This is a genomic window from Rubripirellula lacrimiformis (assembly GCF_007741535.1).
GTDB lineage: Bacteria > Planctomycetota > Planctomycetia > Pirellulales > Pirellulaceae > Rubripirellula > Rubripirellula lacrimiformis.
On the sequence record NZ_CP036525.1, the window covers coordinates 6,561,415 to 6,587,655 of the forward strand.

20 protein-coding genes and 1 rRNA gene are annotated in these 26,241 nt (G+C 57.2%); 7 read left to right on the plus strand and 14 right to left on the minus strand.

Annotated elements, in window-relative coordinates; translation table 11 throughout:
* Positions 1–12: 12 nt before the first annotated feature.
* Positions 13–1,155: a dGTP triphosphohydrolase gene (gene dgt, locus K227x_RS22965; RefSeq protein WP_145173361.1), complete on the minus strand. Its 1,143-nt coding sequence runs from the start codon at positions 1,153–1,155 to the stop codon at positions 13–15.
* Positions 1,156–1,492: 337 nt separating this feature from the next.
* Between dgt and uvrA the strand changes: the two genes are divergently transcribed.
* The 4 genes from uvrA (at position 1,493) to K227x_RS22985 (ending at position 8,195) form a co-directional block, all read left to right on the plus strand.
* On the plus strand, positions 1,493–4,054 hold the full coding sequence (gene uvrA / locus K227x_RS22970) for an excinuclease ABC subunit UvrA (RefSeq protein WP_246146089.1): 2,562 nt from the start codon (positions 1,493–1,495) through the stop codon (positions 4,052–4,054).
* Positions 4,051–4,971, plus strand: coding sequence for a hypothetical protein (locus tag K227x_RS22975; RefSeq protein WP_145173364.1), 921 nt, complete (start codon positions 4,051–4,053; stop codon positions 4,969–4,971). Before uvrA ends, K227x_RS22975 begins: the two co-directional genes overlap by 4 nt.
* Positions 4,968–6,440 carry an NAD(P)/FAD-dependent oxidoreductase gene (locus K227x_RS22980; protein WP_145173367.1) on the plus strand — a complete coding sequence of 491 codons (1,473 nt, stop codon included), beginning with the start codon at positions 4,968–4,970 and terminating at the stop codon, positions 6,438–6,440. Before K227x_RS22975 ends, K227x_RS22980 begins: the two co-directional genes overlap by 4 nt.
* Before the next feature lie 507 nt (positions 6,441–6,947).
* The gene (locus K227x_RS22985) at positions 6,948–8,195 is read left to right on the plus strand and encodes a hypothetical protein (RefSeq protein WP_145173370.1); all 1,248 of its coding nucleotides are present in this window, start codon (positions 6,948–6,950) and stop codon (positions 8,193–8,195) included.
* 328 nt (positions 8,196–8,523) lie between these two features.
* On the opposite strand, the gene K227x_RS22990 is transcribed toward K227x_RS22985, so the two are convergent.
* Positions 8,524–10,086, minus strand: a complete 1,563-nt coding sequence (locus K227x_RS22990) for an AAA family ATPase (RefSeq protein WP_246146091.1) — start codon at positions 10,084–10,086, stop codon at positions 8,524–8,526.
* 295 nt (positions 10,087–10,381) lie between these two features.
* Here K227x_RS22990 and K227x_RS30800 point away from each other — a divergent pair, with 295 nt between their 5' ends.
* The 3 genes from K227x_RS30800 (at position 10,382) to K227x_RS23000 (ending at position 13,593) form a co-directional block, all read left to right on the plus strand.
* A complete protein-coding gene (locus K227x_RS30800; protein ID WP_218933473.1) occupies positions 10,382–10,546 on the plus strand; it encodes a hypothetical protein in 165 nt (54 codons plus the stop codon).
* Between the two features lie 67 nt (positions 10,547–10,613).
* A complete protein-coding gene (locus tag K227x_RS22995; RefSeq protein ID WP_218933474.1) occupies positions 10,614–11,459 on the plus strand; it encodes an HDOD domain-containing protein in 846 nt (281 codons plus the stop codon).
* A gap of 597 nt (positions 11,460–12,056) precedes the next feature.
* Positions 12,057–13,593: ribosomal RNA gene (locus K227x_RS23000) — 16S ribosomal RNA — on the plus strand.
* 759 nt (positions 13,594–14,352) lie between these two features.
* Here K227x_RS23000 and K227x_RS23005 read toward each other — a convergent pair.
* The 12 genes from K227x_RS23005 to rplX all read right to left on the minus strand — a co-directional run bounded on the left by K227x_RS23005 (position 14,353) and on the right by rplX (position 26,187).
* Positions 14,353–14,742: a hypothetical protein gene (locus K227x_RS23005; RefSeq protein ID WP_145173376.1), complete on the minus strand. Its 390-nt coding sequence runs from the start codon at positions 14,740–14,742 to the stop codon at positions 14,353–14,355.
* A 235-nt stretch (positions 14,743–14,977) separates the two neighbouring features.
* Positions 14,978–19,387, minus strand: coding sequence for an outer membrane protein assembly factor BamB family protein (locus tag K227x_RS23010; RefSeq protein ID WP_218933475.1), 4,410 nt, complete (start codon positions 19,385–19,387; stop codon positions 14,978–14,980).
* Between the two features lie 476 nt (positions 19,388–19,863).
* Complete coding sequence (locus K227x_RS23015) at positions 19,864–20,424, minus strand: adenylate kinase (RefSeq protein ID WP_145173382.1); 561 nt, start codon at positions 20,422–20,424, stop codon at positions 19,864–19,866.
* A 100-nt stretch (positions 20,425–20,524) separates the two neighbouring features.
* Positions 20,525–21,919, minus strand: coding sequence for a preprotein translocase subunit SecY (gene secY, locus K227x_RS23020; RefSeq protein ID WP_145173385.1), 1,395 nt, complete (start codon positions 21,917–21,919; stop codon positions 20,525–20,527).
* Between the two features lie 221 nt (positions 21,920–22,140).
* Positions 22,141–22,641 carry a 50S ribosomal protein L15 gene (gene rplO / locus K227x_RS23025; protein ID WP_145173387.1) on the minus strand — a complete coding sequence of 167 codons (501 nt, stop codon included), beginning with the start codon at positions 22,639–22,641 and terminating at the stop codon, positions 22,141–22,143.
* A gap of 79 nt (positions 22,642–22,720) precedes the next feature.
* Positions 22,721–23,191 (minus strand): 30S ribosomal protein S5, encoded by a 471-nt coding sequence (rpsE, locus tag K227x_RS23030; RefSeq protein WP_145173390.1) that lies wholly within the window; start codon positions 23,189–23,191, stop codon positions 22,721–22,723.
* Positions 23,192–23,348: 157 nt separating this feature from the next.
* Complete coding sequence (rplR, locus tag K227x_RS23035) at positions 23,349–23,711, minus strand: 50S ribosomal protein L18 (RefSeq protein ID WP_145173394.1); 363 nt, start codon at positions 23,709–23,711, stop codon at positions 23,349–23,351.
* A 105-nt stretch (positions 23,712–23,816) separates the two neighbouring features.
* Complete coding sequence (gene rplF, locus K227x_RS23040) at positions 23,817–24,362, minus strand: 50S ribosomal protein L6 (RefSeq protein WP_145173397.1); 546 nt, start codon at positions 24,360–24,362, stop codon at positions 23,817–23,819.
* A 97-nt stretch (positions 24,363–24,459) separates the two neighbouring features.
* On the minus strand, positions 24,460–24,858 hold the full coding sequence (rpsH, locus tag K227x_RS23045) for a 30S ribosomal protein S8 (protein ID WP_145173400.1): 399 nt from the start codon (positions 24,856–24,858) through the stop codon (positions 24,460–24,462).
* A gap of 31 nt (positions 24,859–24,889) precedes the next feature.
* Complete coding sequence (locus K227x_RS23050) at positions 24,890–25,075, minus strand: type Z 30S ribosomal protein S14 (protein ID WP_145173403.1); 186 nt, start codon at positions 25,073–25,075, stop codon at positions 24,890–24,892.
* 74 nt (positions 25,076–25,149) lie between these two features.
* The gene (rplE, locus tag K227x_RS23055; protein WP_145173406.1) at positions 25,150–25,722 is read right to left on the minus strand and encodes a 50S ribosomal protein L5; all 573 of its coding nucleotides are present in this window, start codon (positions 25,720–25,722) and stop codon (positions 25,150–25,152) included.
* A 114-nt stretch (positions 25,723–25,836) separates the two neighbouring features.
* Complete coding sequence (rplX, locus tag K227x_RS23060) at positions 25,837–26,187, minus strand: 50S ribosomal protein L24 (protein WP_145173409.1); 351 nt, start codon at positions 26,185–26,187, stop codon at positions 25,837–25,839.
* Positions 26,188–26,241 lie beyond the last annotated feature (54 nt).

Below are 26,241 nucleotides of genomic sequence, written 5' to 3' on the forward strand. Positions count from 1 at the left end.
AACCAGCCAGCGCTACCAATCCGCCAGCGGACCGGCGTTGTGCTCGGTCGCGTAGCGGTGCTGGGCATCGCAGAACGCGTCGGTCATGCCGGCCAAGTATTCGCCCACGACCTTTTGCACCGGCATTTTTTCCGCTCGCACACGAAATCGCAGTGGCAAACGGTCGGGCTTGGCCGACAGGATATCGAACAACGTCCGCAGCCGATCGGCCGCCGCATCGCGAACCGGTATCAGCCGTTTGTGGCGATAAACGGCATCGAACAAAAACGCTTCTAATTCGCTGCGTTCGCGTCCGAGGGAATCGCTGTGATTGATCCGCACACCGGCCTCGCACAATTCACCGGCCCGGTACCCGTCGTAGGGTCGCAGTTGTTCCACGGCCATCTGCAATAGGTCGCTGACCTGCAGATCGATCAATTCGTGCACCAACAACTGCCGAAGTTGGGTTGTCGGCAACATCCCGTGTTTGACGCGAATCGATTCCAACGATCGACGCACGACGGCCAATTCGGATAGTTCGTCGATCGAAAGCAATCCCATCTGCAACGCATCGTCCACATCGTGCGCGTCATAGGCGATGGAATCGGCAAGGTCGACGATTTGGACTTCTAGGATCGGCGAACGCCCGACGGCGGCTTCGGCTTTGTGAGCTCGAGTGTCTTGCCCGGCCAATGTTTCGGCCGACAGATTCAAGCCCAAGAACCGGCTGTAACGCTGTTCCAATTCGGTCACGATGACCAATGCGAATCCGTTGTGCGAAAACCCGCCCACCGCATGCATCGCTTCGGCCAAGACGTCTTCACCACAGTGGCCATAGGGTGGGTGGCCGACGTCGTGCATCAGCGCCAGGGCTTCGGTCAGATCCTCGTTCAGTCGCAGCACCCGGGCGATCGTGCGCGCAACCGATGCGACTTCGAAAGTGTGGGTCAGGCGAGTTCGGTGATAGATCCCCATTTCGCCCGTGAACACCTGCATTTTCCCGCTCAGCCGGCGAAACGCACTGCTATGCAGGATCCGGTCGCGGTCGCGGGCAAACGGGCCTCGGTAGGCGTGTTCCGGTTCGTCATAGATCCGTCCCCGACTGTCGCGACTGTGCATCGCATAGGACGCCAGCAACAGGTGCTCGCGATCGGCGAACCGTCGCAGGTCGATCATCGGTGGGGTTTCCGCCCGTTCCAACGTTGGCCTCTTGCTGTAATCTTACGGGTGAATGACTGGGGGGGCACGTTGCCGGGTCTCCTATCATCGTACCACTGGCCTCCAAGAACGGCGACACGGAATGCACCGCGCCGAAACATCGGCACAGCAGTGCTGACACGAAGGCCAGCTTGCGGTGAATCAAAGCGGTGTGGAAACGACGAGGCGAGGACGCCAATGAGAAAACATACAACGCAGAATCTTTCGCACCAGAAAATCTAGCCAGAAATCCCTACCCCCCCGAATCGGTTGCCGTGTGTCCGCTTTGAAACCGCCCGCTGCGAAATCGTCCGTTTTGAAACGACCGGCTGACGCCCATTCCGCTTTCATTCGGATTCGTGGTGCCCGTGTCCATAATCTGCAAAGCGTCGACATCGACATCCCACGCGACGCGGTGACCGTCATCACCGGTGTCTCGGGCAGCGGAAAAAGCTCGCTGGCCTTCGATACCCTGTATGCCGAAGGGCAACGCCAGTACATCGACAGTTTGTCCGCCTACGCACGTCAGTTCCTGGACCAAATCCCGCGCCCCGATGTCGATACGATCGATGGGCTGGCACCGACCTTGGCGATTGACCAGAAACAGGGCAATTCGGGCGCCCGCAGCACCGTTGCGACCATCACCGAGATCTACGACTATCTGCGGCTGCTGTTCGCCCGCGTCGGAACACCCCACTGCAGCCAATGCGGCAGTTCCATCGCCCAGCAATCGGCAGACGCGATTCGCCAATCACTGCTGGCTTTGCCATCGAAGACCAAATTGGTGTTGATGGCACCGATGATCCGAGGTCGCCGCGGCGTCCATCGCGAAGTCTTCGAAACGATCCAGAAATCCGGCCTGATCCGGGTTCGTGTGGACGGGGAATTGTATCTGCTAGAAGACGTGCCTCCGCTAGCGGCCAAGAAAAACCATACGATCGAGGCTGTGATCGACCGCCTGGCGATTCGCGAAGGCATCGAATCGCGATTGCACGAATCGGTCGATCTGGCGTTGCGACTGGGCGATGGCCTGATGTCGACATCGATTCAGCGGCCCGATGATTCCAAAGCCCCATCCGATTCCAAGGACGGGGCATGGACCGAGACGATCTACAGCACGGCGATGGCGTGCGTCCAATGCGGAGCCAGTTTTGAAGAGTTAGAACCGCGGACGTTCAGTTTCAACAGCCCCTACGGCGCCTGCCCAACCTGCGATGGACTCGGTCACGTGGGGGACGGAGACGCCAAAACGGTTTGCCCGGCATGTGACGGTGCGCGACTGCGCCCAGAGGCTCGCCGAGTCACGATCGCAGGCATGTCGATCGACCAGCTAACAGCCCAACCGCTGTCCGGTGCCATCGAATGGATGCGTCAAGTGACGTCCCACACATCGGCCCTGCACACGCAAGTGGCCGAACCGATCGTTCGCGAAGTCACCCGGCGGCTAGAGTTTTTGATGAAGGTGGGGGTGCCCTATCTGACGCTGGATCGACCAGCCGATTCGCTTAGCGGCGGCGAACTGCAACGGGTGCGTCTGGCCACCAGCATCGGCAGCGGACTGGTCGGCGTCTGCTATGTGCTGGACGAACCATCGATCGGGCTGCACCCGGGCGACCACGACCGGTTGATCGGTTGCATCCGCCAACTGCAGGTCCAAGGCAACACCGTCGTGATCGTCGAACATGACGAAGCCACCATGCGGCACGCTGATTTTCTGGTCGACATCGGCCCGGGTGCAGGAAAACATGGCGGACGAATCATCAGCCAGGGGCAACCCAGCGAGGTCGCCGACGATCCGGATAGTTTGACCGGACAATACCTCAGCGGCGTTCGCAGCGTCCCCATCCCCGACCAGCGACGCGAACCCAAGCAGTGGTTAACGATCACAGATGTGACGACGCACAACCTAAAAAACGTCACCGCCGAATTCCCGCTCGGGTGCCTGGTCGGGATCAGCGGTGTTTCCGGAAGCGGGAAAAGCTCGCTGGTCAATGACACCCTGTACCCCGCACTGGCCAAGAAACGGGGCCTGGTCGGCGCACGGCCCGGTCCGCACAAGAGTCTGCGTGGTGCCACCCGCATCGACAAACTGGTCCCGATTGACCAAGCCCCCATCGGTCGCAGCCCGCGCAGTTGTCCGGCAACCTATGCCGGTGTTCTGGACGAAATCCGCAAGGTGTTTGCCAAGACTCGCGAAGCCAAAACACGCGGGTTCACGGCCAGCCGATTCAGTTTCAATTCGAAGGACGGCCAGTGCGAATTGTGCAAAGGACACGGCGTCGAACGGATTTCGATGAACTTCCTTAGCGACCTGTTTGTCACTTGCACCCGATGTGGCGGAAAACGTTTCAATCGGCAAACGATGCAGGTGCGGTTCAAGGGAACCAATGTGGCCGAGGTGCTGGAGATGTCCGTCGATGGAGCCACCGAATTCTTCGAAAACGTGCCCAAAATCCACCGACTGCTGAGCTCGCTGCAGGATGTTGGCCTGGGCTATGTGCACCTTGGACAAGCCAGCACGACGCTCAGCGGCGGCGAAGCACAGCGAATCAAATTGGGCACCGAACTGGCTCGCGCGTCGACCGGCCAAACTCTCTACCTACTGGACGAACCGACCACCGGTTTGCACTTTGCCGATGTCGAACGTTTGGTGGGCGTGCTGCAACGATTGGTCGATGCGGGCAACACGGTGTTGGTGATCGAACACAATTTCGATCTGCTGGCAGCCTGTGACTGGATCATCGACCTGGGCCCCGAAGGCGGGGTCGGCGGTGGCCAAATCCTTGCCGCCGGAACTCCGGAAACAGTCGCCAAGGCGAAAGGGAACGCGACGGGCAAGTACCTGAAACAAACCCTGCGGGCGGGGAAGCGGTCTTGATCGGTCGCAATCCATCGCTGTCGCCCGACCGCCCCTATCTAGTCCTGACGGAACCGGAACCCGATGGACACGGCAGTCTTGCCAACGTGTTGACCGTGTTCCTGACGGCGTCCGAGTGCCCGATCGGGTGCGCGATGTGCGATCTTTGGCAAAACACCCTGGATCGACCAACCCCGGACGGCGCGATCACGCGTCAAATCACGGATGCCATCCACGCCCACCCGATCGCCAGCCCCCCTGCCGAACAGAGCAACTGGATCAAGCTGTACAACAGCGGCAACTTTTTTGATCCTCGCAGTATCCCCGTCGCAGAATATCCATCGATCGCCGACCGGCTGACACCGTTTGATCGTGTGATTGTCGAAAACCACCCACGGTTTGGTAAAGAACGTTTGCGAACGTTCCGCGATCGAATTGATGCACCGTTGGAGGTCGCGGTGGGACTGGAAACCGTGCAACCACGATGGTTAAATCGACTGGGCAAACAGATGTCGCGTGATGATTTTGATTCGTACGCCGCATGGCTGGACGACCAGAATGTGGGGCTGCGAGTCTTCTTGATCTTGGGAGTCCCCGGCATCTCGGCAACCGAAGCAATCCGTTGGACGCGGCTTTCGGTACGTCACGCAATCCGCTGCGGAGCCAGGCACGTCAGCCTGATTCCGGCCCGATCCGGTCATGGCTGGAATGGACAGGCGGATCGCTTGCCACCGTTCACCACCGACCAATTGGCCGGCGTCTTGTCCGCCTCGATCGATGACGCCGATGGCAAATCCTGTGTGACAATGGACCTGTGGGATCTGGATGCATCGGATGCCGCGGTCACCGCGATGCAGCAAATGAACCTGACTCAGCAGAACACCGGCCGGCCAGAGAAGATTCAGCTGCCCCCATCCCCCCGGACGTTGGACCGATGAAACAGTACGACGTTGCCGTGATCGGCTCGGGCTACTCTGGCACCATCTTGGCTCGCGTTTTGACTTCGCTGGGTATGCGAGTGGCGATCATTGATTCGCAGTCCCACCCACGATTTGCGATCGGCGAATCGTCGACCCCGATTGCCGACATCATGCTGCGGCGACTGGGATTGCGTTACGGGCTGGACGACCTGGTTTCGTTGTCGACCTGGGGCGGTTGGCAGCGTCACCACACCGATTTGCCGGTGGGACGCAAACGCGGCTTCAGTTATTTTTCGCACCAGCGCGGTCAATCCTTTTGCGAATCGGCATTGGGACAGCGCAGCCTGTTGGCCGCAGCCAGTCCCCGTGATGACGTGGCCGACACACAGTGGTACCGACCCAACCTGGATGCGTATCTGTGCGACCAAGCGGTCGATTCCGGCGCCACGTTGCTGGCACCGGCGAAGTTGGTTGCGATGGAATCCGCTGGCACGCGGTGGAGGCTGACCATGGGGTCAGGCCCCACAAAACACTTGGATGCCCAGTGGGTAATCGATGCATCAGGGCATGCGGCGGTGATGGCGGGGATGCGAACGGTCGCTGATCGCACGGAATCATTAGCCACGCGAACCCACTGCACCTTTGCTCATTTCACGGGCGTCCAAAGCTGGTCGGCATCACTGCGCCGCGCAGGCATTGCCGGCGGCGACTTGCCGTTTGATTGCGATGACTCGGCCCAGCACCATCTGTTGGGACACGGTTGGATGTGGATGCTGCGATTTGCGGCAGCCCCAACGAAGCCGCCCATCACCAGTGTCGGTTACACCGCGCCGCTAGACCGACCGCTGGATTGGTCCGGATTCCCATCGATCGATGCGGCTCTTGCCGATGCCAATCGGGTTGCCCCTGATGGTGGTTGGCGAACAACCGGACGATTGCAACGTTACGTGGATCCAATCGGTGGACCACGTGCATTGATGTTGCCGACGGCCGCGTTGACGCTGGACCCTTTGCACAGCACCGGCATCGCCCATGGGCTTTCCGGCGTCCAGCGGATCGCCGAAATCCTGACCACGGCTGAATCGAACACCCGTGATGCGATGATCGCGGACTACGCCCACAACTTTCATCGCGAGGTCCGACTGTTGGATCAATTGGTCAGCACGGCCTATGACGTGATGGACGACTTCCCGCGGTTTGCCGCTGCCTGCATGCTGTACTTTGCTGGCGCCATCGCCTGTGAAGAACGGTTGCAGGTGGGGCAACCATCCGCACCACTGTCCACCGGTCGCCCCATCCCGGCCGCGATGTGGAGCGCCGATGACGACGCGTTCTTGGTGGTCGCCGACAAGGCTTGCCAGGCGATCCGAAATCGCCAGGAAACGAGATTCGAATCGATCGTTCGCGATCTGATCGGTCCGTGGAACGACATCGGTTTGATGGATCCCGACGTGCAAAATCGATACGCCTACACCGCCACCAAGTGACCGGTGTGACGAAGTCAATTCAAAACGGGGGCGGAGCCCGTTCCAGCAGAACAGAGCAGGTGGAAAGGAACGACGCCCCCCGCTAGCCGCCTGGGCAATCGCCCCAGTTAGCCGAAAGCACGGGGGCGGGTGCTTGGAAGAGGCATTGGAATTTGGATGGGAAGCGGCCCCCAGGGGATGTCGCGTTTCGGTCAGCCGGATCTGCGATTCGCGTGCAAAGTTTGTGGACTTCGGCTGCCGTTTCGAACCTGCCCCAGGCGACTTGGAAATAGGGGGCGTTTCTTCGGGTCCGACATCGAATTCGGACCTAGATTTGATTCGCGGTACCACTTTGCCCCTGACCCGACATCTTTTCCACACCGCACATCTTCCTCACCTGATTCGATCGACCCTTGATTTCGCTTTCATTCGTGATCCGACGTCATCAAGACTTCACGAACCAGCCTGTCGCCCGCTAGCGTAGTGCGACACTCGTTTGAAGATTCTTTTTCTCCGCGATGGATGCACATGACACCCGACGACGCCAACCTATCACCGACCGATGACGCCGCATTGGCGACGGAAACCGCCGACCAAATGTCCGACACCGGATCGAGTGACGACAGCGTGCCACAGCCGCTGGCCGACCTGGAAGTAACCGCTCCTGTGGATCCGGAAGTCCAAGAAGCACGCCAGGCTTTTGAAACGGATGCCGCATCGGCTAGCGATAGCGGCGAATACGAAGACGTCACCGACGAAGTCGCCGATTCCAGTCTCGAAGCCACTGCGGTTGCCGACACCGCCCCCCCATCGGCCGAAGTCGAAACTGCCGAAGCGGAATCGGTCGAATCCGATGCTGCCGACGCATCCGAAATCGAACCCGTCGCAGAAACCACCACGTCGATCGAAGATGGAATCGCCGACGATGTCGCCGAAGTCGCGTCCGAGGTTGCCGCCAATGTGTCGTCGCCCGAACAAAACGACGAACAACTGGCCGAACTTGCGACCCCGTTCGTCGGTCGTTGGAACGAACTGATCAGCACCACCAACTGGGAAAAGGGCCGCATCATCAGCGATTGGCGAGCCGCCTTGATCGAATCCGGTGTCGGCGCCGACCAATACTCCGACGAAGCCTGGGCTCGCCGCGTCGGCGGTGTCACCGCACCCCACGTCGGTCGTCTCCGCCGCGTGCACGACCGTTTCGCCGATAACTACGCCGCCTACGCTGGACTCTACTGGAGCCACTTCCTGGCCGCACTGGATTGGGAAGATGCACCGCTGTGGCTGCAAGGCGCCGTCGAATCCGGTTGGAGTGTCGCTGGAATGCGTGAACAACGCTGGCAGGCACACGGAGCCGTCGATTCCCAACGACCAACGTCCAGCCAGATTGTCGAAGTCGAAACCGACGAAGGCGTCGAACCGCTGGCCGAAGGCGACGCGGGCACCAAGAATTATGACGACGACCCCGGGACCGCCGTGGGCAAATCGTACGAAAATGCGGACTTCGGTGACGAGGAAGAACTGCAATCCTTGGCCGGGCCTAGCGACCTTCCCGACCCAGGCGGACTGGGAATCGCCCCCGAAAACGTCGAAGAGACGCCGACGCCCGTGCAACCGTTTGCCGGACTTCCAGAGTTGCCTGAAGATCTCTCGGACGCGATCGAGATGATGAAACTGGCCATCCTTCGCCACAAGTCCAACAAGTGGGAAAAGATCGACGTCGAAGTCGTCGCCAAGTACCTGGAGGCCGTCGGCGTGCTGCTACGCAGCCCTTGATCGAGGCCCGCTGGGGCGGACTGCGAACGGTAGTCGACCGTTCCGATGCACGTAATCTCGCTGCCCCCCTTTTTTTTGGGGGGGGGGGGCAGGAAGGAAGAAAGAACGCAAGAAAGTTCGAGTTCGAGTTCGAGTTCGAGTTCGAGTTCGAGTTCGAGTTCGAGTTCGAGTTCGAGTTCGAGTTCGAGTTCGAGTTTTTGAACAACAACGGCGTTAGCGCAACTTAAACTCGAACTTAAACTCGAACTCGAACTCTTCCTACATTCCACATTGGACGCAACCTAGCAAGAAAAGATCGCAGCGTCCTCGCCCTCGCCCTCACGCCACGCTACATGACCGAGAAGTAATTGTCGCACGCGAAATCCATGTACTCGCGTTTCAGTTCCACCGGCAGGTCGTTGTACAGGCAATAGTTCTTGACCTGCAGCAACAGGTCGCGTGGCTGACACATCCGCATCGGTCGATCGACCGCCTGGTAGTGCTTTGCGATCAGATAGTCGATCGGGTCCTGCTGGTACGGGATCTTGACGACCTTGCACATGATTTCGAACAGCTTACGAAAATCCGCTTCCGGTGGATTTTCGGCTTCGATCTTGTAGGGAATCCGCCGCAGAAACGCGTCATCGACCAGGTCTTTGGGTTCTAGGTTGGTGCTAAAGACCACCAACTGGTCAAAGGGCACTTGGATCTTTTTGCCCGAAGCCATGTTCAAAAAGTCGTACCGTTTCTCTAGCGGCACGATCCAACGGTTCAGCAATTCGTCGACCCGCATGCGTTGACGTCCAAAGTCATCGATCACCAAGGTGCCGCAATTGCTTTTCAGCTGCAGCGGCGACTCGCTGATGTTGCTTTCCGAATTGTTCTGGACCTCCAACATGTCCATCGTCAGTTCACCACCGGCGATGATCGTTGGGCGCAGAATCCGCACCCAACGCTTGTCGTACCCGCCCACGTCCAACAGGCCTCCCGATTCTTCGGGCATCGCCAATTCGTGGCACATCGGGTCAAACACGCGCAGCACATCGCCATCGATATCGATCGCGCGTGGAATCCAAACGTATTTCCCAAACGCACCGGTCACCCGTTCGGCGATCGACGTTTTGCCATTGCCGGGAAACCCAAACAGGAACATACCGCGACCACTGGCGACCGCCGGGCCCAGCTTGTTCAACATCTTGGGATTGATCAGCAGATCGCTAAAAGCCTTCATCAAGTCCCGTTTCTTGGGATACTGACCTTCGATCGTTTGCCGCTTGACGCTTGCGATGTAGTCCTTCAACGGAACCGGGCAGGACCCGTAATAGGTACAGTCTTGCATATGGCTGCGAGCGATCGCGCGGCCGCTTTCCGTCAAGATGTACACGTAATCGTTCGTGGTCGTCGCGCTTTTGTAGGCGACGTTTTGTTCGGATTTCAGCCGTGCCAACATCGGCTCGATCAACCCGAATGGCAACTTCACCTGGTCGGCGATTCGCCGCCCCGAAGTCTCGCCAACGTTGCGGATGTATCGATAGACGATCGCTTCGAGCAGAGTTTCGTTGACTCCCGCCGCCTCTAGATCCAGCGACTCCGAAGGCCGCCAAGGTTCGTCGCGGGACGGTTTGAAGCCCGCCGCCTGGACCGCTACCGCAGGCCGGGCCGCTGATGCTTGGCCCGCGGTCGACGGTTTTGCCGATGTTGGGCGAGTGGACGTTGGCGCCGTGGACACTGGGGCGCCTACCGTTTGGCCGCCGGCACGCATGGGTGCTTGCGCCGCACTGCCGCCGCCCTGAACCGGTGAATCCGCCGCCTTCTCGGGCACGATCGGCGGACGTGACGCATCCGAACCGCCGCTAAGCGACTGAATTCGAGAGATCAACGAATCGAGCTTACTGTCAACGTCACTGCTCATAGGAGCCTCTGAAATCCCAACCAGACAAATGAACGGGCAATGGACGCTGCCGAATGCGAGCGTGCGACCCGCGAAACGATGCCAATGATCGCTGTCCCCCCCTGCCTTCGACGGGACCAGCCCAATTTCAAGGGACCGACCCACCGCTCAGAGGATGGCTAGCGTCCAGGCGTCGACGACACGATCGTTTTGGATATCGCGTCAAGACTCGCCCGCCGCCACCGGCAATGACACCGCCGCCGGCAATGACAATTCGTGCCGATACTGTCACACGGCTCATGCTTCATCGTCCCGAATGACCGCTCCATTCCACAAAATCATCCCGCAAAATGCCGACGATCGGACGATTCACGTGTGTGCCTGGCCCGGCATAACCGTCAAAGATCCCCCATTCCGAAATCTGTTCTTCGGGAACCACCAAGCTGCCGATGCCGTGCTGACGCCGGATTGGATTGCGTGACGTAGGATCAAACTAGACAGCACATTCCATCGAATCATCCTGATCCATGTCTTCATCATCCCCTTCCATGCCCGTTCGATTCGGTATCCGCGCCGAACAGGCCAAGTGGGAACTTGCACTTCCCGACGGTGCCCGTCGATTGATTGCATCGGGCGACTTCGACGGCCGTGACAAGGAAACGCTCGCCTGCTGGCTTCGCAGCGAACCGGTGCTTTCCCAGCGACTTTTGGTTTGGTGCAACACACCGATGTACAACCTGTCGCGGCCCTACCAAACGTTGGACGATGCCGCTCGAGTGATGGAACCCTGCGATTTATCGCGGCTGGCATTCCTCTGCTGGGTCCGCGGTATGATGCTGCCCGAAAAACGCATCGACAATTACAGCCGCGATCGGTTGTGGGCACACTCCATCGCGGTCGGATCCGTGGCGAACCTGATCGCCCGCACCTGTGCGCTAACCGATCCCGGCCTGGTGATGGTCGCCGGGACGCTGCACGACATTGGAATGCTGGCCAGCGAAAAGCTGGATCCCGTCGCATTCGCAGAAACCATCAGCCAAACCGACCACCTCTCTCCCCTGCACGAAGTCGAGCAGGAAATCCTCGGTTGGGATCACACTCAATTGGGCCAGATCATCCTACGGCAATGGGGAATGCCCGACGCCGTCCAAACAGCTGCCCGCTATCACCACGAACCGGACCGAATTTTGGGCCAACCCGACGGCCAAACGGTCGCTTGCGTGGCCATCGCAAACTTTTTGTGCAACCGAAGCGGCTGGTCATCGACCAAATCCGCCGTGTTGCTGCCGCCGTCGGAGGCAACTTTTGGGCTGCTGGGCATCGATTCCGCTTTGCTAGCCGTTCTTTGGCAACAACTTTATCCCGCGATCGAATCGGCCTCTGGTTTGCGATAACGAGCCGCTGATTCCAGAAATATCGCTAAAACCCGCCGAATAGCATGTAGAGAGCGACCGCAGACGACGATGAACAGTGCTCACAGGAAGCATATCGGGACGCTCAAAAGCGTCTTCTCAGAAAATTCGCCAGAAAAGCTTCGTTGCCACTTGCGATCCAAGATGAGTCCCGATATCTTTCCGCCTCGCTGACACCGGTCAGCCAACTTCGCCTAGCGAACGCGGCCGATCCACGTCAGCGTCAACCGCCTGAAGCGGCTCAAAAGTTTTTTAACTTTCGACCCTAAGACCGGTTGACGAAAACGAAACACTTCCCGATACTAAGGGAACAGTCAACGACACTGGCCGGCACCGAAGGGTGCCAATCACGCCACTCAGCGACTAATTGATCTTTGACAATTTGGTGATGAAACTTCTGTTGAGTTCAGATTTGCGAGGTCATTTCTCGTGATTCTGCGGCGGGCTTGCCCGCCACAGATGAAGCGAAAAAATGGCGAATCGCTGGAGTCTTTACCGAGGCTCCAGACCAGATCAGCTTATCGGTTTTAACTTTGCTTTCTCCCGGTGTGACTTCGGTCGCACTGGTGAATCAATACAAAATTGAAGGGTTTGATCCTGGCTCAGAATGAACGTTGGCGGCATGGATTAGGCATGCAAGTCGCACGAGAACTTCAATTAGCTTGCTAAGCGAAGGGACAGTGGCGAAAGGGAGAGTAACGCGTGGTTATGTACCTCGGAGACTGGGATAGTAGCGGGAAACTGCTAGTAATACCGGATAATATCTACGGATCAAATGGTGTGATTCCGCTCTGAGATCGGACCGCGTACTATTAGCTTGTTGGCGGGGTAATGGCCCACCAAGGCTGCGATGGTTACCGGGTGTGAGAGCATGGCCCGGCTCACTGGGACTGAGACACTGCCCAGACATCTACGGATGGCTGCAGTCGAGAATCTTCGGCAATGGACGAAAGTCTGACCGAGCGATGCCGCGTGCGGGATGAAGGCCCTCGGGTTGTAAACCGCTGTCAGTTGGGAGGAAATCCATGAGGGCACTCTCTCATGGTTGACCGATCTTCAGAGGAAGGACGGGCTAAGTTCGTGCCAGCAGCCGCGGTAAGACGAACCGTCCAAACGTTATTCGGTATCACTGGGCTTAAAGCGTGCGTAGGCGGCTTGGTAGGTGAGATGTGAAAGCCCACGGCTCAACCGTGGAATTGCGTTTCAAACCCCCAAGCTCGAGGAAGATAGGGGTGATGGGAACTTATGGTGGAGCGGTGAAATGCGTTGATATCATAGGGAACACCGGTGGCGAAAGCGCATCACTGGATCTTTTCTGACGCTGAGGCACGAAAGCTAGGGTAGCGAACGGGATTAGATACCCCGGTAGTCCTAGCCGTAAACGATGAATACTGGGTTGAGGGGACTTTCACATCCTCTCGGCCGTAGCGAAAGCGTTAAGTATTCCGCCTGGGGAGTATGGTCGCAAGGCTGAAACTCAAAGGAATTGACGGGGGCTCACACAAGCGGTGGAGGATGTGGCTTAATTCGAGGCTACGCGAAGAACCTTATCCTAGATTTGACATGCTTGAGAACCTCTATGAAAGTAGAGAGTGCCCTTCGGGGAGCTCTTGCACAGGTGCTGCATGGCTGTCGTCAGCTCGTGTCGTGAGATGTCGGGTTAAGTCCCTTAACGAGCGAAACCCTTATCTTTAGTTGCCAGCGGGTAATGCCGGGGACTCTAAAGAGACTGCCGGTGTCAAACCGGAGGAAGGTGGGGATGACGTCAAGTCCTCATGGCCTTTATGTCTAGGGCTGCACACGTCCTACAATGGTACGGACAAACGGACGCTAAGCCGCGAGGTGGAGCAAATCCTAGAAACCGTACCTCAGTTCGGATTGCAGGCTGCAACTCGCCTGCATGAAGCCGGAATCGCTAGTAATCGTAGGTCAGCATACTACGGTGAATGTGTTCCTGAGCCTTGTACACACCGCCCGTCAAGCCACGAAAGTTGGAAGGGCCCGAAGTCGTTAAGCTAACCCTCACGGGAGGCAGGCGCCGAAGGTCAGTTCGACAATTGGGACTAAGTCGTAACAAGGTAGCCGTAGGGGAACCTGCGGCTGGATCACCTCCTTTCTAAGGATTCTTAGAACATGGTGTTCTCGGGTGACCGAGATCATCGAATCTGTGAAAATGACACTCCAACTGACTCAACAGAAAACACCGCCCTCGGGCGAGCTTCATCACCAACATATCAGCGAAAGACCCGCTTTGGCACGTCGCCAGCCAAAGCGGGTTTTTTCGTGCGCGCTCAGAATCGCAATTTCAACCTACGCGTCGACATACGCGTGGCACAAACTCGCGTGGCACAAACTCGCGTCGCCAAACTCGTAGCGCAACTCGCCAAGAGTTTCGGCCACCGCACCGCGTTCATTCAACGTTGGTGCGCATAAGGACGACACCCCAAACGCTTCATTCCCCACGTCCCATCCGTTTCGCAGCACGGGAATGCATGATTGCCGGATCAGCGTCGCTGCGTTACGAAATCCGTACGCACACCGCATTTTGTCGCCAAATGTAGGCCGGACCAAGCGAAGCGCCGCTCCGGCATCCCATCGACGTAACGGATGGACAAAATTGCCGGATGGGCGTCGCTCCGCTCCTTCATCCGGCCTACGTCGTCACTTCTCGTCGTCACTTCTCGTGGCCAAACTCGTAGCGCAACTCGCCAAGAGTTTCGGCCGCCGCACCGCGTTCATTCAACGTTGGTGCGCATAGAAACAACGCCCCGAACGTTTCATCACCCACGTTCCAATCGTTTCGTGGCACGGGAATGCGTGATTGCCGGATGGGCGTCGCTGCGCTCCTTCATCCGGCCTACATTTCTCACTCCTCTCACCGAGGCGATTTTCGGCGGGGCGGTTGGGTTGGCGCGGGGGCCCCGGCGACGGCGGCCATTGATCGGGGGGCTAGACCGGCCGCGATGAACAATTGATTCATCCCCACCATCAATCGGTGCCATGCGTCGATCGCCTCGGGCGTCCCGATCTGCAACGCGTCGCTTCGATCAAATCCCTTTTCACTGATCTGAATGATGGGATCCAGATGCAACAGAGCCTCGATCATCAAATGGTTTCGGCAATCCTGTTGGTCCAACCCCTCGTCATCGTAGATCCACAAATGCTGCTGCAGTGACTTGTCGATCGCCGCCAATGCAGCTTGCCGTGGAGTGTCGGCGATCAGGATTCCCTGGACGGGACCACATTGCACATAGAACTTTGCCACTGGATTTCTCCTCCGTGAGGGCGGATCATTCGGAATCCCCGGACAGACGTCCGAAGCATCGCCAATGCCGACGATTTTCATCATCCGATCAGCGACAAAAGAATGATCGCCCACAGGCATGACACGTTAGGTCACACCCGCTGAAACCGCCCTGATTCCAGTGTGTTTGCGATGCGTCCGGCGTACCGGTTGCGATGCGATGCCAGCCTTCGTGCCCCCCCTTGGCGGCACGCTGTTATGGCTGAGGCTGATCCTCGGGTTGAACCGCAGGCTGGACCGGTTCACCGAACTGGAACGTCAACAGCTCGGATCCAATTTCCGCGATCACGCGGCCGGTCACCGATTGAACATTCAGACGAACTTCCAGTTCATTGTTGCCACTGTGAATCGGCCGTCGTTCCTCCTTGAACCACTCTCGTCCGTCACGAAGATCCAGCCCCATAACGTCCAAGTACTTGCTCCGGCTCTGGACCGAATGAGTAAACGGGCTACGTGCCAAAATCAGGATGGGTGTGGCTGGTGCTTGCGTCAACGTGCATCCCCACGGTTTATCGAACTCAGTTCCCCAGCGAAGCGAGCCATCGTTCATCGAAATGGCAAACACCCCATGCGTGGTTTGGTGATACGCACCATCCCCGGTGCGAAGCTGTTCGATCATCTGAACTTTGGGCCGAACGATGCGTCGCTTGGGCAAGATGATCATCTGGTCATCCAACAACGTTGCGTACACCTCGTCCAGATCGTCAAAGGCGGGCAATTCGGGACGCCCGATCTCTCGACCATCAACCAAGTCCCAAATCAAAGCCTGGCCGCTACTTTCCAGCATCACCAGGTAACGTCCATCCACGATTCGGCCATAGGCAGCCCCCGCGGATTCCCCATCCGCAGTCTTCCCCGTGACCGTTTGTTGTTTGACTTGGTCGGTGAACGGGTCGACAAGCACCAACCGAAACGGACCCGCCACGTCGGCTGCGCCAGAGACCAAGTCATAGCCCAACACATGCCGGCCAACGGATTCCCAGACTTCGCCGTGAGTCCAACGTTTCGTTTCAACTTTGCGTCCATCCAGCACATCAAAGAAGACGATCTCGGAAGTCACCGGTGAAACCACCGCAACCAATTCACCGTTGCTGACAACGACGCCACTGCGTGGTGCGGTTGAATTCCGCCACAGGGTTTCCTTGGTCATCAAATCGACCGCCACTAGGTCACCGCCCTGAAGCATCAGCACGCGATCGCCCAGGATCGGGCCCATCTTGAATTCGGGAATCACCTTCGCCGCACTTGCCGAATTCATATAGCGATGGATCACTTGTTCGCCGAACGGGGTCGGCACCCCGCGACGGTTGGCGATCGGGTTTCCATCACCCGACAAATTCCGCTGCCACAAAACCGCCTCGGTATCATTCCCCAATAGCCCATACAGATTGATCATCGCCAATCCGTTGGGCAACAAGACCGACATCACGCCGCCACTGATCTGCGCCTCTTTGTCGATCTCTTCACTCTGGCGGCTGCCTTCGATCGGGATCATCCGCGGCGTCCCGTTCGGGTCGCGCAGTGCGAACGGCAGTGTCCCGTCGCTAATCAATTTCCAACCTTTGAAACGCTGGCCGGCAAGCACTTCGGTCTTGGACACCCGCTGGGAATGATTCCCAAAGCGAGTCCGCAGTTGACGAGATTCCCAATTCACCGAAACCTTTTCAGGCCAGTTGGCCGCAAAGATATTCACCTTCGCCGGCTGATCATCCTGCGCCGATGCATCGCCTTGTTTTTCGATCGCACGCAACACAGCCAACGAATCTTCGACCAATCCACCCTGCGCGTAGGCTTCGGCCAACAGCACCGCATCCTCGGAAGGCCAGTTGGCAAGATCGCTTGCCGAAAACAATCGAGTCCCCAACAGCATCCGTTCCAGCCTTAGAAAGTCACCTGCACTCTGATAACGTTGGGCCAGTTCATCGCGAACCGTTTTAACGCCTTCGAATGGCCGGAAATGACGATAGAAACGTTCTTGATCACTGGTCGAACTACTGGTGCGTTTGCCGGCGACGCTCGCCAACATTTCATTGATCGATTGAATGTCGTCTTCCGATGCAACCCGTGCGACTTCGTCCACCCGCGCCGCCAACCAACTATCCAACGTGCATTGCCGGGTCAGGTCATCAATCACCTGATCGGCAACCGAATCGGACATCGGCTCGGCAAGCAACAGCGACGAAAAGTCGATCAACAGTTTTCCGGCTTCCAGCGAATCCTGCTTATCAAGTGCAGATCGAATTCGCAGCGATAACAGTTCGACCCGTTGGGCAGGCCGATCGATCAGCGAGTCCAAGGTTTCGATCAACGCCGGATCAACATCCGCGTTCTGACGCAGCAAACCCAGCATGGCCGAAATGCTAAGCAAATGAACTTCGTCGTTATCGGGTTCCATCTGACGAGCCCGCTCTAGGTACTCCAACGCCTCGCTGCGCTGTTCGCGCTGGATCAGCAATTCCGACTTTCGCACCAGCGCCTCGAAATCGTTGGGATCGTTCTTCAGCATGCGGTTCACGATCGGTTCCAACGTGGCTTCGCCAAACGCGACGGCCAACGATGTCGGCCCCTGCGCGATCACGTCCCCGTCGACCGCAATCAAATTGCCCAACGGGTATCGGGTGTTGCGGCGTTGGAGAATGCTTCCGTCTTTCAAAGAAACTTGAATCAATTGATTCGTGGTCGTCGGCACCAAATAGGTTCCCTTTCCGAAAACGCCACGACCCGAAATCTGTTGTCCGGTGGTCAGTAGATCGCGAGTCGTCCATACGCCGGTACCGCTGCTATCCAACGAAAACGCACGCACCGCGTTCCCGCCGACGACATAAAATTGTCCATCACGAATCCCTGCCAAATACCGCATCTGCACGCGAGGCTTTTCGGCGAACAACGACTTGCCTGTTAGCAGGTCGAAACCGAACAAGCGATCCGATTCGATTGGCGTGACCAACACGGACATCCCGTCGGCGATTGCAGCACCGTTGTCCCAACGCTGCATCAACTGACTCGCTTCGACTCCCCGCCCCCGACCGCTTAACGATCGCAACATCTCTGTATTTCGTTCGTACATGGCCCCCCATCGCAACATCCGATCCGCTAGATCAATGGCAACCGTTGCGCCAGCACCGGTAGGACAGATCAGCACGCCCTCGTGATAGGTGGGCACCGCTCCGCCGACGCGACGGATGGGATCGTTATCGATGCCGCCCGATTCAACAGCCACCAAATGTTGTCGCCATATTTCGTTACCGGTCTCCGGGTCCAGACAACAAAGATTGATATCCCCCGCAATTTCGACCATCACGTACAGCCGACCATCGACGGGCAACGGAGGCCCCAGGAAGAACGCATCCGAAAGCGTCGACGCATCGTCTGCACCGGCGCCCAACATCCACGACAACTTGCCTTCGGTTGCCATTTCCAAAGCCACCAAGGTGTTGGTGCTCGTCTCGGCTGGGCGAGTGCCACGGAAGTTCATCATCGGATTGAACGACATCATCTCGACCTCGCCGAGATTGTCCAACATGAACGCGCGCGTTCCATCGCTGGTGACCTGGCCGTATGGAACATCGTTCCAAACCCGCTGGCCCAACAGATCGCCGACACCATCCTCCTGCGTCAAATCGTCGAATGCCAATTCGTCATCGTCGGCAGACTCGGCGACAGGTTGCCAGGGGTAAGTCCACACCCGCTTTCCCGTCCGATAATCGACCCCGACCAACCGCTCGGTCGTCCGCATCAGAAGATGGTCACCAACCCGGATTGGCATCCAACTAGGCGGCGGCAGCTTCCCGCTAGATGCCAGTTCCTCTGCCGCGACCCGCAGCGTTCTCTCTTGCCGCGGACTTGCCGTCGTGCCCAGCATCCAACGTAAATTCGTTAACGGAATCTGACCGGCCGATCCACCATTCCGGCTGGGAGACGCCCCAAACATCGCATAGTCCGACCCCGCATCGCGATCGAACCCGTCAAGCTGCCGCGAACGATCACTCAACCAATCAGCCTGCTGATCGACCGACGGAACGGTCAATGTGGATTCGGAATTCCCACTGCCGATCGCCATTTCACCGGGCGGCAGCGCTGGCACCGGACGCTTCGCCAACTGGCACGCCGACGCATGCAACACCAACACCGACTGACCAAGATGCTGCACCGCACGATCTTGTGTGACGACATCATCCAACAACAAAGACGCTGCCAAAGGATGTCCCAAATACATCTGTTCTTGGGCAAGCAACCAGGACGCTTCGAATCCAGAGAATGTATGGAAGTATCGCCGCCGCACCATCTGAACCTTTTCCCAGTCGCGATCCACGCTGGCCTGATTCAATAACTTCTTTGCGGTCGCGCCGTAACGAAGCTGGTAGGTTTCCATCGCTGCAGCCGGCAATCCACCGATCATCTGCCGAGCGGTGCGCAGCAAACTTTTCTGGACGGGTTGGCCAGGTCCGACCTCTGCATCGGCCAGGAAAAAGTCTTGACCCGACAGATCCGATTCATCCAACTGATCGGCATCTCGCGCCAACAGATCCCCCAGCACGACGACGGCATCACTGCTTCGCTGTTCTTCAAGCGCACGCTCGGCTTCGCGAAGCCGCTGCTCGACCACCCGTGGTGCATCGATAAAACGCCCCGACGCAACCCCCGAAACCGGACGTATGAACCCTTGCGCGAAAACGACCGATCCAACAAAAAACGGGGCCAGCAAACCCAACCCCGCCAATGCGACCATCCGTCGGATAGGCTCACCGAAACTCTGGATACCAGTAGTGGCGAACCAGGGACGATGCGATTGTCGCCGGGAGCACGAAGAAAGAAAAGCAACCACGTTGAAACCTGTCCTTGAAGAAGCCGTCGAGACTCCGTTCATTGTACAGTCCCCAAGGGATCTGCCAGCGGTCTGAAACGGCGAACTTGTCGCCATCAAGGATTCCGAAGCGACCGACCGCCGCCTACGACGAATCCCCCACCAAGGCGGGAAGGCCCCTACAAGAATTGGCCAGCAGCGAATGACCGGATAGGCCCCGATTGGCCCCACCCGATACGCTGATTTCCAGATGGATGACGCATACCAAGTTGGCAGGTCTAGACCTTCAAATGGTCAACGATCTGGTCGAACACTTCGTCGGGCGATCGCATCCCATCCACCGTTCGGACAAGATCGCGACCGGCGTAATAGTCCAAAACTGGCGCCGTCTGAGTATGAAAGACGCGCAGCCGCGCCGAAATGGTCTCGGCATTATCGTCCGCGCGGTCCTCGATCAGCGACCGCTTCAGCAATCGGTCGACCAGGGCTTCCTGCTGCGCGGCCAAGTGCAGGACGAGATTGATCTCGTCATCTTTCTGGGCCAGATAGTCATCCAGCAGTCGTGCCTGATTCACCGTTCGCGGGAACCCATCGAACAAACAACCGCCGGAGCAGTCCGACTGAGCCAATCGCTTGATCACGATTCGCATGACAAGATAATCGGGGGCCAAACGGCCGCCATCGATATAGCTGGCGACGACTCGTCCCAGCGCAGACTCGTTACGCGTCTCACGCAACATTTCGCCGGTGGATAGATGGGGAATCTGCAACCGCTCGGTCAAGCGATTGCACTGCGTCCCTTTGCCGGCGCCGGGCGGACCAATGAAGATGATTCGCATCGAAACATCCTCTTCGCTGCGCCGATTGATTGACAACACATCCGTTGCGGACGCCCGACCATCGTGATGGTGGGCAATCCGAACGCAAACCGAAAAACGTCTAGACGACTGGCGAAACGCCGCCACCCGCACCTTCAAGCAAACCGCGATAGTTCCGCATCACCAGGTGGCTGTCGATCTTTTGCACCAGGTCAAACGCCACACTGACTGCAATCAGCAATCCAGTACCGCCGTAGAAACCGGCGATCGAATAAGGCACGCCCAGCGAACCGTAAACAATCGTTGGCACGATCGCGACGATCGAAAGGAAGGCCGCACCGACGTAAGTGATCCGGACCATGACCTTTTCGAGGTAGTCCGTCGTCCGCTTGCCAGGCCGATACCCGGGAATGAACGTTCCGCTGTCACGAAGGTTGTCCGACATTTCCTTCGGATTGAAGGTGATGGCGGTCCAGAAGTAGCAGAAGAAGAAAATTAGCACGACGTAGAACAGGTTGAACACGAACGACCCTTGGTCATTCAATGTCAAACCGATCAGGTTCAATGGTTTGAACAGTGCACTTTCGCTACCGACAAAGCTGGCCAATCCACCCATCAACATGCCGGGGATGATCAGCAAACTGCTGGCGAAAATGATCGGCATCACGCCGGCCTGGTTGATCCGCAGCGGAAGGTGTTGGCGAGTTCCACCATAGACGCGGCGACCGCGAGTGAACTTAGCCGATTGAGTAGGAATCTTACGTTGCCCCAGCGTGATGAACACCACTCCAAAAACAACACCGACAAACAGAACAACCAACAACACCAAGGTTTCGATCCCGATCTGTCCGCGGCTAAGCCCCGTCAATTCGGTCTTCATGTTGCGAACCAATTCGTACAGTGCCTTTGGCATCTGAGCCAAAATCCCTGCCATGATCAGAAGGCTGATCCCGTTGCCAATTCCGTGCTCGTCGATCTGTTCGCCCAACCACATCAAGAACACGGTACCGCAGGTCATCACCAAGACGGCAACAAACTGCCAACCCCAGAACAATGAACCGTCGGCCGCCATGAAGTTCGGGTTGATGTCACCGTTGCCCGACGGGCCACCGGACATCAGCATGAACTTCAAATACATGTAGCTCTGCACGACGCAGATCAACACGGTCAGGTAACGAGTGTATTCGTTCAGTTTCTTGCGGCCTGCTTCGCCCTCTTTCTTCAGTTCCTCGAGCGGCTTGTAGACGCTCCCGAGCAACTGGAAAATGATCGATGCCGAAATGTATGGCATGATCCCGAGGCCAAAGATCGTTGCTTCGCGCAAATCGCTCGCAGCAAACAGCGTAATTTTCTCGAAGAACTCCGATGCGGTCCCACCAGCGTCACCGATGTTCGTAGCGATCATTGGTAGCGGAATGTGGAAACCGATCCGATAAATCGCCAACAATCCGATCGTCAGCATGACCTTCTTACGAAGCTCAGGAATCGAGAAAATGATGCGCAGCTTTTCAAACATGCGTCAGGTCCGTCTTGGATTCGCGGGGGCAAGTGAAACGAAAGCGTTCACCGCCGGGGAGAATTTTGGGGGAGTTTACCGGTTTGCGATCGGCGTGGCGATAGCAGGCTGGTGTGTTATGGATGAACGCCCAGTCGATGACACTAACTTGTTATTGGAAACAAGCCGGTGACTTCGGCTGGGCGTTCAACGAATGCCGATTGGATGACCCAAAGGGACAACTATTTCTTTGCTTCAGCCTTCAGTGCTGCGACTCGTTCGTCCGGAGTCCGCTTCGCAACCAGCTTGTTGATCGTTCCGCCAGCAGCGGTGATCTTCTCTTCAGCCGACTTGCTGAATCGGTGAGCCGATACGGTCAGTTTCTTGGTCAGTTCGCCATCGCCGAGGATCTTTACCTCGTCGAAAGTTCCCTTTGCCAAGTCTTTGGCGGCCAAGGCTTCCAATGTGACTTCGTCACCATCGTTGAACGCTTCGTTCAGACGTGCAACGTTCACCGCGAACACGGTCAGTGCCCAACGATTATTGAAACCACGCTTTGGAATGCGCCGAATCATCGGCATCGCACCGCCTTGGAAGGTCGGCTTGCGGCTGTAACCACTACGGCTCTTGTGACCATTGTGGCCGCGTCCAGAAGTCTTGCCGTGGCCGCTACCGGAACCACGTCCGATGCGTTTGCGAGGCCGTTTCTTCTGAATGCCGCGGTGGACATCGTTAAGTTGCATGACAAAAGACCGATAAAAACGTTGTCTGTTTACAAATGTGTTGGTGCTGCGTGGCCCCGCCAATGGAACCGCAGTTGAACTAGCCGGCTAGTTCTTCGACCGACAACCCACGCAGGGCAGCGACCTGATCAACCGTCCGCAACTGCGAAAGTGCATTGACGGTCGCTTTGACCAACGTCACAGGATTATTGGTGCCGTAGGACTTGGTCAGAATATCGTGAATTCCGGTCGCTTCGCAAACCGCACGCACAGCTTGACCAGCAATGATACCGGTACCAGCACCCGCTGGGATCAGAATCACCTTTGCCGCGCCGTACTTGCCGATGACTTGGTGAGGGATGCTGCCCTCGACCAAAGGAACATCGATCAGGCTTCGGCTAGCTTGCTTTTGAGCCTTTTGGACGCTTGGCGGAACTTCGTTCGCTTTTCCGTAGCCCCAACCAACCTTGCCGCTGCCGTCGCCGACAACAACCATGGCTGCAAAGCTAAAGCGACGACCACCTTTGACCACAGCCGCACAACGCTTGATCTTGACGACGCGATCGAGCATTCCGTCGGGTACGCTCGATTCTTCTTGCTTACGCTTGCCGCGTCCGCCGCCACCGCCGCCGCGATTTTGTGATGAGTTACTGATGGTTCTAATCCTCTTAAAGGACGCTTACGTCGTTGTAGGTTGTTGGAGGGTTCGGCAAACTTCGTCGACCGATTTAAAACTGCAGTCCGCTTTCGCGAGCAGCTTCGGCAAACGCTTTGACGCGTCCATGATATTTGTTATGGCCGCGGTCCATCTTGACCACGGTGATGCCAGCAGCGGTTGCCCGTTCGGCGATCATCTTACCAACCGAAGCGGCAGCGTCACAGTTGCCACCGATCTTGATCGATGCAGCTTTGTCCCGAGTGCTGGCGCTGACCAGCGTCTTGCCGGCCGCGTCGTCGATCAACTGGACGCTGAAGTGTTTCAGCGAACGGTGGATGCACAAACGCGGGTGCGTTGAATTGCCCCGCAGATTGTTGCGAACGTGGTTACGGCGCCGGAGACGCTTCTTTTGGATGATCTTGTTCTTGTCCATTTTGTGTCCGATCGATTGTGGATCGGCCTTAGCAATGGTTCGTTGGGCAAGCGAGTTGTTTGGCAAGCTCGCAAATGAATTCGAATGTTTTGTGCGGTGACCGGACTACTTCGTAGCCGACTTACCAGCCTTGATCTTAACTTGTTCGCCTTGATAACGAACACCCTTGCCCTTGTAAGGCTCGGGTTTACGCAGCGATCGGATCTCAGCTGCAAACTGGCCGACGGCCTGCTTGTCACAGCCTTGAATGACGACGTGCGTTTGATCGGGACAGGTCACGGTCAAATTGTCAGGGATCTTGCGATGCAGTTCGTTAGCAAAGCCAACACGCAACTGAAGGACACCGTTTGAAATCGCAGCCAGATAACCGACGCCGACGATTTCGAGCTTCTTTTCATAGCCCTTCGTCACGCCTTCGATCATATTGGCAACGATCGCTCGGGTCAGCCCGTGCAGCTCGCGAGCCACACGTTCATCGCTGTCGCGTGTCACGATTACTTCGTTGCTGTCTTCGTTCAACGCCACGGTTACTTCCGGGCGGTGTTCGAACGACAACTTGCCTTTGGAACCCTCGACGTCAATCGTGCAGCCAGAAATCGATACTTTCGCACCGTCGACCAAGGGCACCGGTTTGTTTCCAACGCGACTCATAACAAATGCTTTTGCTTCAAACAGGTACGTATTTTATCAATTCACAGCCGGGCCACATCGGCCAATTGGGCTCTGCTGTATCGCCTACGATTCGCTATTAAGCGATTTCGCAGACAACTTCACCACCCAGGTTGTCACGTCGCGCTTCGCGATCGCTGAGAACCCCACGGCTGGTGCTAATGATTCGGATACCCAGGCCGCCTAGGACGGGCTTGAGTTCCTTGCCGCGGCTGTAAAGCCGACGACCTGGCTTGCTGACGCGTTTGATCGTTTGGATCACGCGTTCGCCGTTGGGACCGTATTTCAGTTCCAAACGTAGCGTCGACGAAGGATTTTCCTCGTCAATTTCCTTCCAATCCCAGATAAAGCCTTCGCGCTTTAGCACGTCGGCGATGCCCTTCTTGAAACGGCTGGATGGAATATCGACATAAGGCTTCTCGACGCGAACCGCGTTACGGATACGTGTCAGCATGTCGGCAATTGGATCAGTCATCATAATGTTGTCGGCTCCCCTGTAGGATCGTTAATCACCAGCTGGCCTTACGAACGCCCGGGATCAATCCCAGGTTAGCGTTCTCTCGGAAACAAATCCGACACAGCCCGAACTTACGGTAAACCGATCGAGGACGACCACAAAACTTGCAGCGGTTCTCTTTTCGAGAGCTGAATTTCGGCGGACGATTCGCCTTTGCGACTTTCGATTTACTTGCCACGGGGTGACTCAGGTTTCTTGTTACAGGTCCAATGATTGTTTGTTAAAACCGTTTAGATCAGGCTTTCGCCATCCCTAAGCAGCTCCGGTAGCTTTCTTGTCCGCTTTGAACGGCATGCCGAACAAAGCCAACATTTCGCGAGCTTCATCGTTCGTATTCGCTGACGTCACGATGGTGATATTCATCCCTTGCGGGCGTGTGTATTTATCCGGGTTCAACTCTGGGAAGACCAATTGCTCGGTCAGCCCCATGGTGTAGTTTCCCCGACCATCGAACGCTTTGCGACTGATTCCGCGAAAGTCACGAACACGTGGCAGCACGATCGAAATCAACCGATCCATGAACTCGAACATCCGCTGGCGACGCAGGGTCACCATGCATCCGATCGGCATGCCTTCACGCAACCGGAAGTTTGCGATCGACTTACGGGCGATGGTGATCACTGGTTTTTGGCCAGCGATGTCGGTCATCGCTTCGTACGCCAGGTCAAGAATCTTCTTATCCCCGATCGCTTGGCCAACACCCATGTTCAGGGTGACCTTTTCGATCGTTGGGATTTGGTGTGGATTCTTGTAGCCGAACTTGTTCACCAATTCTGGTCGAATGGTGTCCTCGTATCGGACCTGCATGCGTGGTTTGTCGGACATGGAAATATTCGTTATCTGTTTTGCAGTGTTCAGTAATACAAAGCCGGTTACCGACCTTGGTCACGCCGAAGAGGCGTACTTCGTTGCGTGGCGTCTAGGACGCCGTGTATTATCTTACGCCTTGGCGGCGTGTTGGGCTCGTGCCGGAGCGATCTTGCCCAGGCTGTTGCCAGTTTTCTTGGCGTAACGTTCTTTGCTTCCATCAGCCAGGAAACGAACGCCGACGCGAGTTCGCTTGCCGTCGGCGGGATCCACCAACATGACGTTGCTGGCCGCGATCGGCATTTCTTTGTTCAGTCGTCCGCCCTGCGGATTTTTCTGGCTGCGACGCACGTGCTTCCAAACACGTCCTGCACCCTCGACGACGATCTTGTTGGCTTTGCGATCGATCTTCAGGACCTTGCCGCGGTGACCTTTGTCAGCGCCGGCGATCACTTCGACCTCGTCATCAATGCGAAAATTCATGGCAGAAACAGGTGTAGGGTATTAAGTTTTGGGTATTAGGTCGTAGCGGCGGTG

Bases quoted from the DNA above. Each gene is read 5' to 3' on its own strand.
- K227x_RS22990 (WP_246146091.1), bottom strand. From the start codon at position 10,086: ATGAGCAGTGACGTTGACAGTAAGCTCGATTCGTTGATCTCTCGAATT.
- rplF (WP_145173397.1), bottom strand. From the start codon at position 24,362: ATGAGTCGCGTTGGAAACAAACCGGTGCCCTTGGTCGACGGTGCGAAA.
- K227x_RS30800 (WP_218933473.1), top strand. From the start codon at position 10,382: ATGACCGCTCCATTCCACAAAATCATCCCGCAAAATGCCGACGATCGG.
- rpsE (WP_145173390.1), bottom strand. From the start codon at position 23,191: ATGCTCGATCGCGTCGTCAAGATCAAGCGTTGTGCGGCTGTGGTCAAA.
- dgt (WP_145173361.1), bottom strand. From the start codon at position 1,155: ATGATCGACCTGCGACGGTTCGCCGATCGCGAGCACCTGTTGCTGGCG.
- K227x_RS22985 (WP_145173370.1), top strand. From the start codon at position 6,948: ATGACACCCGACGACGCCAACCTATCACCGACCGATGACGCCGCATTG.
- rplE (WP_145173406.1), bottom strand. From the start codon at position 25,722: ATGTCCGACAAACCACGCATGCAGGTCCGATACGAGGACACCATTCGA.
- rplO (WP_145173387.1), bottom strand. From the start codon at position 22,641: ATGCAACTTAACGATGTCCACCGCGGCATTCAGAAGAAACGGCCTCGC.
- secY (WP_145173385.1), bottom strand. From the start codon at position 21,919: ATGTTTGAAAAGCTGCGCATCATTTTCTCGATTCCTGAGCTTCGTAAG.
- K227x_RS22980 (WP_145173367.1), top strand. From the start codon at position 4,968: ATGAAACAGTACGACGTTGCCGTGATCGGCTCGGGCTACTCTGGCACC.
- K227x_RS22995 (WP_218933474.1), top strand. From the start codon at position 10,614: ATGCCCGTTCGATTCGGTATCCGCGCCGAACAGGCCAAGTGGGAACTT.
- K227x_RS23015 (WP_145173382.1), bottom strand. From the start codon at position 20,424: ATGCGAATCATCTTCATTGGTCCGCCCGGCGCCGGCAAAGGGACGCAG.
- rplX (WP_145173409.1), bottom strand. From the start codon at position 26,187: ATGAATTTTCGCATTGATGACGAGGTCGAAGTGATCGCCGGCGCTGAC.
- rplR (WP_145173394.1), bottom strand. From the start codon at position 23,711: ATGGACAAGAACAAGATCATCCAAAAGAAGCGTCTCCGGCGCCGTAAC.
- rpsH (WP_145173400.1), bottom strand. From the start codon at position 24,858: ATGATGACTGATCCAATTGCCGACATGCTGACACGTATCCGTAACGCG.